This window comes from Chrysiogenia bacterium (assembly GCA_020434085.1).
Lineage (GTDB): Bacteria > JAGRBM01 > JAGRBM01 > JAGRBM01 > JAGRBM01 > JAGRBM01.
In genome coordinates this window covers 1-12,145 of record JAGRBM010000078.1, presented here as the reverse complement: position 1 = coordinate 12,145, position 12,145 = coordinate 1, and the positions used below count along the sequence as shown (strand labels likewise).

Here is a 12,145-nt window from a genome sequence, read left to right as displayed (position 1 = left end):
GATCGCATTCCACTCCGCAATGAGCGCGGGGTTCAAGTCCCAGTAGTTGCCGATCGCCAGGTTGCCGAAGAGCCTGAAGGTCTCCCCCGTCGGTGCGGGGCTCGTCAAAAACGCCGCCAGCGCAAAGGCCGCCCACCAAAGCCAGTAGAGTTTCTTCATTGAGTCCCCCGCCCTTTTCTCAAACCAATCCTACTCCGGAATTACTTCCGCGCCCGATTCCAGTAGCGCCTTGAACTCTTTCTGCAATTCCTGCAACTGCTCGGCCGCCCAAGTTTTGCCGTCCTTGCCGGCCCAGGCGCGGTGCTCGCCGCGGGCGTAGTGTTCGGCGTTTCGCCGGTAGTAGCGGGCGTTCATGCAGTTGGCGACCCAGTTGTTCTTTTGCTTGATCACCTTGCCGGGGGCGCCCACGACGATGGAATTGTCGGGGATGACGGTGCCTTCCTTCAAAAAGGCCGCGCCGCCGATGATGCAGTTCCTGCCGATCACGCAGCCGTCCATGATGGTCGCGTTGATGCCAACGAGCGTGTTGTCGCCGATGGTGCAGCCGTGAATCGTGCAGTGATGGGTGATCGAGCAGTTGGCCCCGATGATGGTCGGCGTGGCGTAGCCGATGTGGATCATCACGAAGTCCTGGATGTTGGTGTTTTCCCCGACGCGGATCTCCTGGTCCTCGGCCCGCATGCTGACAAAGGGCCAGACCGAAGTGCCCGGTGCGAGGTGAATCTTCCCGTAGAGCTGCGCGCTCTCGTGGACGAATGCCGGTGAATCGAGTTCAACGAGTGGTCCGAAATCCTGCAAGATGATGTGTCCTTCCGCGCCTTTTTCTGCCCGAGCGGCATCGCACGTGTTATAGAGCGAGCAGTCTAGCAGGGAGCGCCGCTCCCGCCACCGCTGTGACACGCAAGGGGGGACAACCATGAGCCACTTTGATCTGACCGGGGCGCACGCCCTGGTAACCGGCGCCTCGGCCGGCATCGGCGAGGCCGTTGCACTGGAGCTTGCCGCCCACGGCGCGCGCGTCTCGCTGGCTGCGCGCCGCCGCGAAATGCTTGAAGACCTGGCCGCGCGCATTCGCAAGAAGGGCGGGACCGCCGAAATCTTCGAGACCGATCTGACCAAGCGCGGCGCGCCGCGCAAGCTCGCCAGGGACGCCGAGAAGAAGTGCGGCCCCATCGATGTGCTGATCAACAACGCCGGCGATTCAGGCGGCGTCGAGCGCTTCGAGGAAAAGACCGCCGCGCAGGTGCGCAAAACGCTCGAGCTCAATCTGCTCGCCCCCACCGAGCTCGCCCACGAGGTGATCGGCGGCATGATCGACCGCGACCACGGCACGCTGGTTTCGCTCTCGTCGGTCTCGGCCTTCTTCCCGGCACCGGCGACGAGCACCTATGTCGCGACCAAGCGCGGGCTCTGGGGCCTCGACGACGTGCTGCGCGTGGAACTGGCCGGCTCGGGCGTCAATGTGATGACTGTCTTCCCCGGTCCGGTCGAGACCGACATGCTGCGCAACACCCTGAGTACGGAAACGGGCGCGCAGCTCGAGCGAATGCCGCGCGGCAACACCGCCGAGCTGGCACGGCTGATTCGCGAGGGTATTGAGAAACGCCGGTCCATTCTGACCTACCCGGCCTCCTACGCCGCGACCCGCTGGCTCACCCCGCTGCTGGGCGCTGCGATGCCGCCACTATCGGGATTACTGGGCCTGAACGGCCGGTAGTTGCGTCGCGAAGCCGCCCCCTGCCCCGGGGCAGCGCCGCGACTGGCCGAAAAACCCGACCAATTTCTTCTGATTTAGACGCCGCAGGCGATTGATATCGTTACAAATTCTTTTGCTGCGGACAGTCGTGAAAGTGGCGAATTCCGCCCCTATTCTGCTATTACAGGAACGTATGACAGTTGTCATATGACCGGGCAGGGCAACTCCGTAGTTAAAACACCATGAGCAGCCGCTCTTCCGGGCTTTGAGAGCCCGGGCGGTCTCCAACAAGTCGGGCGCACGGGGGGATTCCTGTGCCCGGCTATTTCAATCCATGGGGGAATAGGCAGACGGCATGAGTGACCAATCAAACACCGTGACCATCCACTACGATGACGCCATCACGCGCAAGTTCGCCATCGCAACCTTTATCTGGGGTGCGGTGGGAATGCTCGTGGGACTCATCATCGCCGGCGAGCTTGTCAGCTGGAAGATGAATGGCGGCATCCCGTTCATTACATTCGGGCGGCTTCGCCCCCTGCACACCAATGCGGTGATCTTTGCCTTTGCGGGCAACGCCATCTTCGCCGGTGTCTACTACTCCACGCAGCGCCTGCTCAAGGCCCGCATGTTCAATGATACGCTCAGCAAGCTCCACTTCTGGGGCTGGCAGACGATCATTGTGCTGGCGGCGGTCACCCTGCCGCTGGGCTACACCACCAGCAAGGAATACGCCGAGCTCGAGTGGCCCATCGATATTCTCATCACCATCGTGTGGGTGATCTTCGCCATCAATTTCTTCGGCACGCTCTTCAAGCGACGTGAGAAGCACATCTACGTCGCGCTGTGGTTCCACATCGCCACCATTCTGGCGATCGCCATGCTGCACATCGTCAACTCGCTGGCCATCCCGGCGGAGTTCATGAAGAGCTACTCGGTCTTCGCCGGCGTGCAGGACGCGCTCGTTCAGTGGTGGTACGGCCACAACGCGGTCGCGTTTTTCCTGACGACGCCGTTCCTGGGTCTGATGTATTACTTCCTGCCCAAGGCGGCCGAGCGACCGGTGTTCAGCTACCGGCTCTCCATCATCCACTTCTGGACGCTGGTCTTCATCTATATCTGGGCCGGCCCCCATCATCTGCACTACACGGCGCTTCCCCAGTGGGCGCAGACCACCGGCATGGTCTTCTCGGTCATGCTGCTGGGTCCGTCCTGGGGCGGCATGATCAACGGTCTCTACACGCTTCGCGGCGCGTGGGACCGGCTGCGCACCGATCCGATCCTCAAGATGTGGGTCGTATCGATTTCCTTCTACGGCATGAGCACCTTCGAAGGGCCGCTCATGAGCATCCGCGCCGTCAACAAGCTCAGCCACTACACCGACTGGACCATCGGCCACGTCCACGGCGGCGCCCTGGGCTGGGTCGGTTTCACCAGCTTTGCCATGCTCTACTGGATGCTGCCGCGCCTGTATCGCACCAAGCTCTACAGCGTGAAGCTGGCCAACTGGCATTTCTGGGCCGGCACGATCGGCATTGTCCTCTACATGACCAGCATGTGGGTCGCCGGCATCACCCAGGGCCTGATGTGGAAGGCCTTCGGCCCCGACGGCCTGCTGGTTTACCCGAACTTCGTTGAGACCGTGACGCGCCTTCGCCCGATGTACATCACCCGCGCCATCGGCGGCGGCCTGTACCTGACGGGCGTGCTGATCGGCATCTACAACTTCGTCAAGACCATCGCCCAGGCCAAGGCCGAGGGTGCCGACCTCTCCGACGAGGCGGCGCAGGTTCCCGATATCGTGGGTCGCAACGAGGCCGACGACTCGAAGGGCCACCGCAAGCTCGAAGGCAAGACGCTGGTCTTCACGGTGCTGACTTTGGTCGCGCTGGCCGTGGGAAGCCTCTTCGAGATCGTGCCGCTGCTGGTCGATGAATCCAACGTGCCGGCCATCAGTTCGGTCAAGCCCTACACGCCGCTCGAAGTGCTGGGTCGTGACATCTACATCCGCGAGGGTTGCAACAACTGCCACTCGCAGATGGTGCGCCCCTTCCGCGACGAGGTGGTCCGTTACGGCGAATATTCCAAGGTTGGCGAGTTCGTCTACGACCATCCCTTCCTGTGGGGATCGCGCCGTATCGGGCCCGACCTGCACCGGGTGGGCGGGAAGTATCCCAACTCCTGGCACTACGTGCACATGGAGGATCCGCGCGCGACATCGGCCGGATCGATCATGCCGCCCTACCCGTGGCTGCTGAAATACAAGATCGATTACGACACGGTGAAGCCGCGCCTCAAAGCGCTGCGCCGCGTGGGCGTTCCGTATACGCTCGAGGAAATCGACAACGGCATGAAGGACGCCAAGGCACAGGCCCAGGACATCCTGGACGATCTGCGCAGCGGCACCGCCAAGAATGCCGAGGCCGACACGGAAATCCTGGCGCTCATCTCCTATCTGCAGCGTCTGGGCATGGACATCGGCTGGCGCAACAACGCCAGCCAGACTGCCAGCCGCTAGGCGCGCACGCGAGAGGAACCGAACATGGGATCGGCACTTAGAACACTCGAACAAGGCGGCATGAGCGCCATGCTCTCGCTGATCTCGCTCCTGATTTTTGTCGCGCTCTTTGTCGGCGTCATCTACTGGACGATGCGCAAGAGCCATGACGAGACCTTTGAGCAGGCGCGCAACCTGCCGTTCAAGGGTGAGAACGAGGGGGAAACCCCGGGGGAAAATATCAATGAGTGATGAGAAATATAAAGACCGACTGCTCGGTCACGAATACGACGGCATTCAGGAATACGACAACCCGCTTCCGGGCTGGTGGACCTGGATGAGCATCGGCACGGTGATCTTCGCCATCTTCTACGTCATGTGGATGTACATGGGCCTTGGCGGCATGACCCAGGAAGCCGAGCTGGAAGCCGAAACCGCGCTGGCCCAGGAAATGCACCCGGAGCTCTTTGCCGCGCCGGACGGTGGGGGCAGCGGTCCTGACATGCCGCCGGTCGATCGTGCAGCCTATGTCGGTAATGACGAGGCTGTCGCCGCGGGTAAGGAAGTCTTCACCATCAACTGCGTCGCCTGCCATGGTGTGGATGCCACCGGCGGGATCGGCCCCAACCTCACGGACAACGAATGGATTCATGGTGGCAAGTACGACAACATCCGTCACACCATCACAGTTGGCGTGCCCGAAAAGGGCATGGTCACCTGGGGACCCATCTTAGGGCCTGAGAAGATCGCTCAGGTCGCAGCATTTGTGTACAGCCTGGGGGGCGGTGAGCCCGAAGAGTAACTCTCGGACGGCACTGTCGGGAAGGCGGTTCACGCGGGACAAAGGAGCACCCGATGTCGGAACTGCTTGACGTTCTTAAAGGTAAGACACGCGCCAAAATTCACCCCATGAAGATCAAGGGGCGATTCACCCGGTTCCGCTTCTGGGCGAGCTGGATCATGGTGCTGGTTCTTCTTGCGCTCCCATGGACAACGATGAACGGCGACCAGACCGTTCTGCTCGATATCCCGGCGCGCAAGTTCATACTCTTTGGCGTGACCTTCTGGCCCTCCGACGTTCACCTGATGATCTTCATCCTGGTGGGCGCGGCGATCCTGCTCTTTTTTGTGACGGCCCTGGCAGGACGCGTGTGGTGCGGCTACGCCTGCCCCCAGACGGTGTTCCTCCACGCCTTCTATCTGCCCGTTGAGGACTGGATCGAAGGCGGCCGCGCCAAACGACTGGCCCGCGACCAGAAGGGCTGGACCTTCGATCGCTTCTGGCGCAAGGCGCTCAAGCACGCAATTTTCATTGTCGCCTCCCTGATCGTGGGCCATTCGCTGGTGGCCTATTTCCTGGGGGCTCAGCCGCTCATTCATGCGCTTTCGAGCTTCGATCTCTCCCACCGGGCGGCCATGACCTTTGCGCTGAGCGCATCCGGGCTCATGTATTGGGACTTCGCATTCTTCCGCGAGCAGTTCTGCACCTACGCCTGTCCCTACGCCCGCTTCCAGTCGGCTCTCATGGATTTCGATTCACTGACCGTCGGCTACGACCCGCTTCGCGGCGAGCCCCGCGGCAAGCGCAGGAAAGATGCAGCAGCCGACCTTGGCGACTGCGTTGACTGCGACAAGTGCGTCTACGTCTGTCCGACGGGCATCGACATTCGCGACGGCCTGCAGATGGAATGCATCCAGTGCGCGCGCTGCATCGACGCCTGCGACACGGTCATGGACGCGCTGGGCAAGCCGCGCGGTCTGGTCCGTTACGGCACAGAGCGCGAGTTCGAGCAGGGCAAGCGCTCGGTCATTTTCATGCGCCCGCGCGTGTTGATCTACTCCCTGCTGCTACTGGCCATTGGCGGCGCACTGACCTACCGGCTGGTTAACCGCGATATCATCGAGATGACCATCCTGCGTCCGCCGGGCGCCCCCTTCCGTGTCGGCCAGACCGGAGACATCAACAATCAGTTCACTCTCAAGCTGCTCAACAAGGATCGCAGGGACCACGCGCTCACTTTCGAGCTGGAAGGCTTTGAGGGCGGCAACCTGGTGGTTCCCATCAAACCCTTCCCGGTCAAGGCAGGCGAAGTCGGCCAGATCGGCATCTTCGTAACCGCCCCCCAGGAAGCTCTCGACAACGGGCGGCACAAGATCCGCCTGCTCGGGAAGAATGAAGACGGCAAGGTAATCTCCCGCATGGAAGCCACTTTCCTCGGCCCAAGGAGCTGACGCCATGGGATCCAACTCCGCAAAAGACTCAACCAAAAAAGAGGTGAACTTTCGCAGCGACCCTCTGTGGCTGTGGGGCGTGCTCGCGGGCTTTGCCATGCTGATCATCGCCAACGGCACCATGATCTATTACGCCACGGCCAAGGATTCCTCCCAGGTGATCGGCGACAAGCCCTATGAGATGGGGCTGCGCTATGATGAGGCCATTGCGGAAGCAAAGCTCACCCGTGAGACCGGCTGGGCCTACGAGGTGACCGAGTGCGAAGGGATGCAGCTCTGCATCGACCTGCGTGCGAAGGATGGCTCCCCCCTCAACGACGCGAGCGTCCGGGCCACGCTTTTCCGGCCGAGCAATCCCGACCTCGATACCGCCGGCGCACTTTCTCCCCTGGGAGAGGGTCGCTACGCGCTGGCTTCACTGCCCGACAAGGGCCTGTGGGAACTCACCCTTGATGTAAGCAAGGGCACGCAGCAGGCACGCTGGACCCGCTCGCTCTATCTGGAGCCCTGATGCAAGGCCCCGAAAATGTCTGCCCGCTGCCCGAGGCCAAGGCCCCGGAGCAGTGCGTCCATTGCGGCCTTCCGCTCCCGGACAAACCCATTTTCGGCAAGAAACCCGAAGAACAGTTCTGCTGCCGCGGCTGCAGCCTGGCTTACTCCATCCTTCAGGACACCGGCCTCGGCAGGGGCTACTACGCGCTGCGCGAGCGACTTGGCGAGAGCGGTCAGCGCGTCGACGAAGTCGGCGACCTTGGCGGCTACGCATTTTTCTCCGACCCGAGTTTCGAAGAGCGCTACACCGAACCAGGCGAAGACGGGCTTCGGCATGTGGACTTCTACCTCGAAGGAATTCACTGCGCGGCGTGCGTGTGGGTTGTCGAGCGCCTGGCGCTGCAAATCCAGGGCATTCGCGGCGCGCAGCTCAACCTGAGCGAGAATCGTCTGGGCATTACCTACGACCCGAAGTCCCGCCCCCTTGAGACGCTCGGGCGGCGCCTGGCATCGGTGGGATACGCCCCCCATCCGGCACGCGGCGCGCAGGAAGAAGAAATTGCCCGCAAGGAACGCCACCGCCTGCTCATCCGCATCGGCGTGGCGGCCGCTTGCGGCGGCAACATCATGCTGTTTAGTTCGGCTCTCTATGCCGGCGAGTACCAGGGCATCGAGTCGGGCTTTGCCAATCTCTTCACATGGGGCAGCCTCGCGCTCTCCATTCCGGTGGTTTTCTACTCGGCGATGCCGTTTTTCCGCTCCGCCATCGGCGGCCTTCGCGTGGGCAGCCTGCACATGGATGTGCCCATCGCGCTCGGGATTGTCGTCGCATTCCTGAGCAGTTGCTGGCATGTCTTTACCGGCACCGGCCATGTGTGGTTCGACACGCTCTCGATGCTGGTATTCCTGCTGCTCATCGGGCGGCTGCTGCTGGAGACCGGCAAACGGCGCGCCGCGCTGGCCGCTCGCTCGCTCTTTGCACTGGTGCCGCGCACCGCGTTCATGCTCCCTGAAATCGGCGGCCAGCCCCGCCGCGTCTCCATCGAGTCGGTTGCCGAGGGCGACCTGCTGTTCGTGCCACCAGGCGACTGCATTCCCGTTGACGGCGTCGTCGAAGATGGACGCTCCCACGTGGACGAGTCCCTGCTCACCGGCGAGAGCGTACCCGCGACGCGCGGCGTGGGACAGGAAGTCTGGGCGGGCACCAGCGTCGTCGACGGCGCGCTGAGCATCCGCGCGCGCGCAACCGGCGATGAAACACGCCTGGCACGCCTCTCACGCCTCGTCGAAGACGCCGCCCGCCGCCGCGCGCCCATCGTCGCCACCGCCGACCGCATTGCCGCGTGGTTCGTCGCGGTGGTCGTTCTTGCCTCCTGTGCGACCTTCGCCTGGTGGTGGAGCGCGGGGTTCGACGTCGCGCTATCCAACGCCATTGCGTTGCTCGTCGTAAGCTGCCCGTGCGCCCTCGGGCTGGCAACACCCTTTGCACTCTCGGTGGCCATGGGCCGCGGCGCGCGCAGCGGGATCCTGATCAAGGGCGGCGAGGCCGTAGAGCGCCTCGCCCGCGTGCGGCGTCTGTTCCTGGACAAGACCGGCACCCTGACGGAAGGACATCCGCAGGTAATCGAAACCACCCTCTTCGATGAAAACGCCGAGCTTCACCTGCCGCTCATTTCCGCGGCCGAGCAGCGTTCGAGCCACCCGGTGGCCCGCGCCATTGCTGCGCACGTGCCCCCCGCCGCCGCAAAGGTCGAGGATTTTCACCAGCAGCCCGGGCGCGGCATCCGCGCGCGCGTCGGCGCCCACGAGATTCTGGCGGGCAACGCCGCCTGGCTGGCCGAACACGCTCTCGCGACCACCGATGCCCAGCACGCCGCCCTCGCAGTTCGGGAAACCGAGTGCGCAGCGGCGTCCATTCTGCTGGCCGTGGATGGAAAGCTCATCGGCGCGTTCCTCATTGCCGACGGAATTCGCTCCGATGCCAGAGAGACCACCGCCGCGATGCGCGCGCGGGGCCTTGAGTTGGAACTTCTCTCGGGCGATGCCGAGGCGCCGGTGCGCGCGGTGGCAGCCGAGCTGGGCATTGCGCGCTGGCACGCATCGGCATCGCCGGAACAAAAGCGCGAGCTCGTCGCCGATGCATCGGGCGATGCACTGATCGGCATGGTGGGCGACGGACTCAACGACACCGCCGCGCTGGCCGCCGCCGGCGTGGGCATCGCCGTCCACGGCGGCAGCGAAGCGGCCTTCGAAGCAGCCGACGTGGCCACCGCGCGGGCCGGGCTGGCCCCCGTGCTCGAAGCCATCACCCTGGCGCGCAAGGCTATGGGCCGCGTGCGCCTCAACCTGGGTTTTTCCCTTTTCTACAACGTCATCACCGGCACCCTGGCCGCCACGGGGCACATCACGCCCCTGTGGGCCGCGGTGCTCATGCCGATCTCGTCCCTGACGGTGATCGGCCTCTCGTTCAAGAGGTAGTCGTCATGGGCGTGCTCTACCTGCTGGTTCCCCTCGCGCTGCTATTTGCAGGCGGCGCCTTGTGGGTGTTCATCGTGAGCGTGAAGCGCGGCCAGTTCGATGATCTCGACACGCCCGCCGTGCGCATCCTCTTCGATGATGTCGAGCCCGACGCCGACGACACCGGAAAGACAGAGGACTGATGGAAGCCCTCATTGTCGCCTTTACCACCGGCGCGCTGGGCAGCGTGGGGCATTGCATCGGCATGTGCGGTGGTTTTTCTCTGGCCATCGCCGCCGCCGGGCGCGAATGCGAGGATGGCGCATCCTGGAAGGCGCAGCTCGGCTACCACCTGGGCCGCACGGCGACCTACACCTTTCTGGGACTCTTCTTCGGAACGCTCGGAAGCGTGGGCCGCTTTACCGGAACCATCGGCCCGTGGATTCACACGACCGTCGCCGTTCTCGCAGGGCTGGTGATGATCTACGCCGGCCTTGCAGTGCTGGGCGTCTTCAGCGAGCGCGCGGGCCCCACCGCCATGCTGCCCGAGCGCCTGTTCGCCGGCGCGATGCGCCCTGCTGGAAAGCGCGCCCTGCCCTACGGCCTGCACGCGGGGCTCGTGCTCGGCCTCCTTCCCTGCGGCCTGCTGCTCGCGGCCGAGGCGCAGGCCGCCGCGACGCAGTCGCCGGTGATGGGCGCCCTTGTCATGTTCGCTTTCGCGCAGGGAACCGTGCCCGCGCTCGCGCTGGGCACCAGCGTGCTTGAGCGCCTCTCGCTCTCGGTGCGCCAGAGAGTCCACGGCCTGGCAGGCGTGGTGCTCATCCTCTGGGGCGTGTGGTCGCTGGCCCGCCCGGTGTTCATGCACTTCCACCAGCACGGGGGCGGCCACGATCATCACCAGCACCACGAGATGAGCCTGCTCACGCCTTCGAGCGCCGAGGATGCCGCCTGCATCACGCCGCCCGAGGCGCTGGCGCAGTCCTCCGCGCTCGCCGATTAAATCCCTCACTCTCTCAAGCGGTGTGGTATAAGCCGCGCCATGTCGCAGTCCGCCTGGGGTGACCCGGTAACAAAGTATTTCTTCGATCTGGGCCCCGACCGCGTTCTCGATGCGGTCGAGGCCGCCGGCTATGTCACCACCGGCATGTGCTACGCCCTCAACAGCTACGAGAACCGCGTCTACGAAGTGGAGATCGAAGAGGACGAGGCGCGCGGGATCGTCAAGAAGACGCCCGCGTCCCTGCGCCGCATCGTGAAGTTCTACCGGCCCGGTCGCTGGAGCCGCGAGCAGATCCTCGAAGAGCACGAGTTCATCGCCGATCTTGTCGCCCAGGAAATCCCCGCCGTCGCGCCGCTGCCCTTCGATTCCGCAGAAACCCTCGCGCAGGTGCCCGGCACCGAGCTCTGGTACGCAATCTTTCCCAAGGTCGGCGGGCGCGTTCCAGAGGAACTGGGCGAGGAGAGCCTGCACCAGCTCGGCCGCCTGCTGGCACGCCTGCACAACGTCGGCGCATCGAAACAGGCGCCCCACCGGGTAAAACTCACCCCCGAGACCTACGGACTCGCCAATCTCGAATACCTGCTCTCGGAGAAGAAGATCCCCGCCGAAATCGAGGACTTCTACGCGCAGACCGTCCGCGAGATCTGCAAGCTCTCCGAGCCGATGTTCGCCGAGGCGAGTTACCACCGCGTTCACGGCGACTGCCATGCAGGCAACCTGCTCTGGGACGGGCAGTTTCTAAAGCTCGTGGATTTTGATGACATGGTGCGCGCCCCGGCAGTGCAGGACCTGTGGCTGCTGCTGCCGGGCGAGGGAGAAGAGCGGCGGCTGGCGCTGGAGAGCGTGCTCTCCGGCTACGAGCAGATGCGCCCCTTTGATCGCGCGACCATTCGCCTCATCGAGCCACTGCGCGCGCTGCGCTTCATCCACTTCACCGCATGGATTGCCCGCCGCTGGGAAGACCCCGCCTTCCCGCCGGCCTTCCCCCACTTCGGCACGGGGCAGTACTGGAACCAGATGCTCCGCGACCTGCAGGAGCAGCTCAGTCTGATCCGCGAGGCCGCCTACGGCGGCTACTAGAAGTAAGCAAGGTTCAATTTTCCGCGACAAATCCGTGACCGCCGCCCCGCGGCGTTTCCCACCACCGGCCCATCGGCTAAGGTGAGCGGGCGTTCAATTTTCGGGGCAAAGGGCACACCACAACGTGAAACGATTCATCGGCCGCCTCATCCTCAAGCTGATCGGGTGGGAGATTCTCGGCGAGCGTCCGCCGCACGACAAGTTCGTGCTTATCGCGGCGCCGCATACCAGCAACTGGGATCTGCCCATTATGCTGAGCATAGCGCTTGTTTTCGACATCAAGTTGCACTGGATCGGCAAACACACCCTCTTCCGTTTTCCCTACGGCTGGTTCATGCGATTTCTGGGCGGCATTCCCATCGATCGCCGCGCGCCCCAGGGCATGGTCGGCCAGGTCGCCGACGCCTTTCGCAATTCCGAAAAACTCGTCATCGTCGTCCCGCCCGAGGGGACACGCGGCCGCGCCGAGTACTGGAAGTCGGGTTTCTACTGGATGGCCAAGGAAGCAGGCGTGCCCATCGTGACGGGCGTGCTCGACTACAAGGAAAAACGCGGCGGATTCGGCCCGGGCATCTATCCCAGCGACGACATCAAGGCCGACATGGACAAGTTCCGCGCCTTCTACAAGGGCCGCACCGCCAAGTTCCCCGAGTGCTTCGGGCCCGTTCGACTCAAGGAAGAGGAAACGGCG

The 12,145-nt window shown here is 63.8% G+C and carries 12 protein-coding genes; 11 read left to right on the top strand and 1 reads right to left on the bottom strand.

The features are described 5' to 3' along the window. Positions 1-189 precede the first annotated feature (189 nt). On the bottom strand, positions 190-918 hold the full coding sequence (locus tag KDH09_02690) for a gamma carbonic anhydrase family protein (protein MCB0218578.1): 729 nt from the start codon (positions 916-918) through the stop codon (positions 190-192). Between KDH09_02690 and KDH09_02685 the strand changes: the two genes are divergently transcribed. The 11 genes from KDH09_02685 to KDH09_02635 form a co-directional block, all read left to right on the top strand. Beyond that, positions 917-1,717 carry an SDR family NAD(P)-dependent oxidoreductase gene (locus KDH09_02685; GenBank protein MCB0218577.1) on the top strand — a complete coding sequence of 267 codons (801 nt, stop codon included), beginning with the start codon at positions 917-919 and terminating at the stop codon, positions 1,715-1,717. The two genes, KDH09_02690 and KDH09_02685, sit on opposite strands and share 2 nt — an antisense overlap. Before the next feature lie 334 nt (positions 1,718-2,051). Beyond that, positions 2,052-4,214 carry a cytochrome-c oxidase, cbb3-type subunit I gene (gene ccoN / locus KDH09_02680; GenBank protein MCB0218576.1) on the top strand — a complete coding sequence of 721 codons (2,163 nt, stop codon included), beginning with the start codon at positions 2,052-2,054 and terminating at the stop codon, positions 4,212-4,214. 24 nt (positions 4,215-4,238) lie between these two features. Further along, positions 4,239-4,445, top strand: a complete 207-nt coding sequence (locus tag KDH09_02675; GenBank protein MCB0218575.1) for a cbb3-type cytochrome c oxidase subunit 3 — start codon at positions 4,239-4,241, stop codon at positions 4,443-4,445. Continuing rightward, positions 4,438-4,995 carry a c-type cytochrome gene (locus KDH09_02670; protein ID MCB0218574.1) on the top strand — a complete coding sequence of 186 codons (558 nt, stop codon included), beginning with the start codon at positions 4,438-4,440 and terminating at the stop codon, positions 4,993-4,995. Before KDH09_02675 ends, KDH09_02670 begins: the two co-directional genes overlap by 8 nt. A gap of 53 nt (positions 4,996-5,048) precedes the next feature. Further along, complete coding sequence (gene ccoG, locus KDH09_02665) at positions 5,049-6,425, top strand: cytochrome c oxidase accessory protein CcoG (GenBank protein MCB0218573.1); 1,377 nt, start codon at positions 5,049-5,051, stop codon at positions 6,423-6,425. 4 nt (positions 6,426-6,429) lie between these two features. After that, entirely contained in the window at positions 6,430-6,936 is a 507-nt protein-coding gene (locus tag KDH09_02660; protein MCB0218572.1) for a FixH family protein, read from the top strand. Beyond that, entirely contained in the window at positions 6,936-9,395 is a 2,460-nt protein-coding gene (locus tag KDH09_02655) for a heavy metal translocating P-type ATPase metal-binding domain-containing protein (GenBank protein ID MCB0218571.1), read from the top strand. The genes KDH09_02660 and KDH09_02655 overlap by 1 nt, the downstream gene beginning before the upstream one ends. 5 nt (positions 9,396-9,400) lie before the next feature. Beyond that, positions 9,401-9,577: a cbb3-type cytochrome oxidase assembly protein CcoS gene (gene ccoS, locus KDH09_02650; GenBank protein ID MCB0218570.1), complete on the top strand. Its 177-nt coding sequence runs from the start codon at positions 9,401-9,403 to the stop codon at positions 9,575-9,577. Continuing rightward, the gene (locus tag KDH09_02645) at positions 9,577-10,374 is read left to right on the top strand and encodes a sulfite exporter TauE/SafE family protein (GenBank protein MCB0218569.1); all 798 of its coding nucleotides are present in this window, start codon (positions 9,577-9,579) and stop codon (positions 10,372-10,374) included. Before ccoS ends, KDH09_02645 begins: the two co-directional genes overlap by 1 nt. A 39-nt stretch (positions 10,375-10,413) precedes the next feature. Next, a complete protein-coding gene (locus KDH09_02640) occupies positions 10,414-11,454 on the top strand; it encodes a serine/threonine protein kinase (GenBank protein ID MCB0218568.1) in 1,041 nt (346 codons plus the stop codon). Between the two features lie 124 nt (positions 11,455-11,578). Next, a partial coding sequence (locus KDH09_02635) for a lysophospholipid acyltransferase family protein (GenBank protein MCB0218567.1) occupies positions 11,579-12,145 on the top strand: 567 nt, incomplete at its 3' end.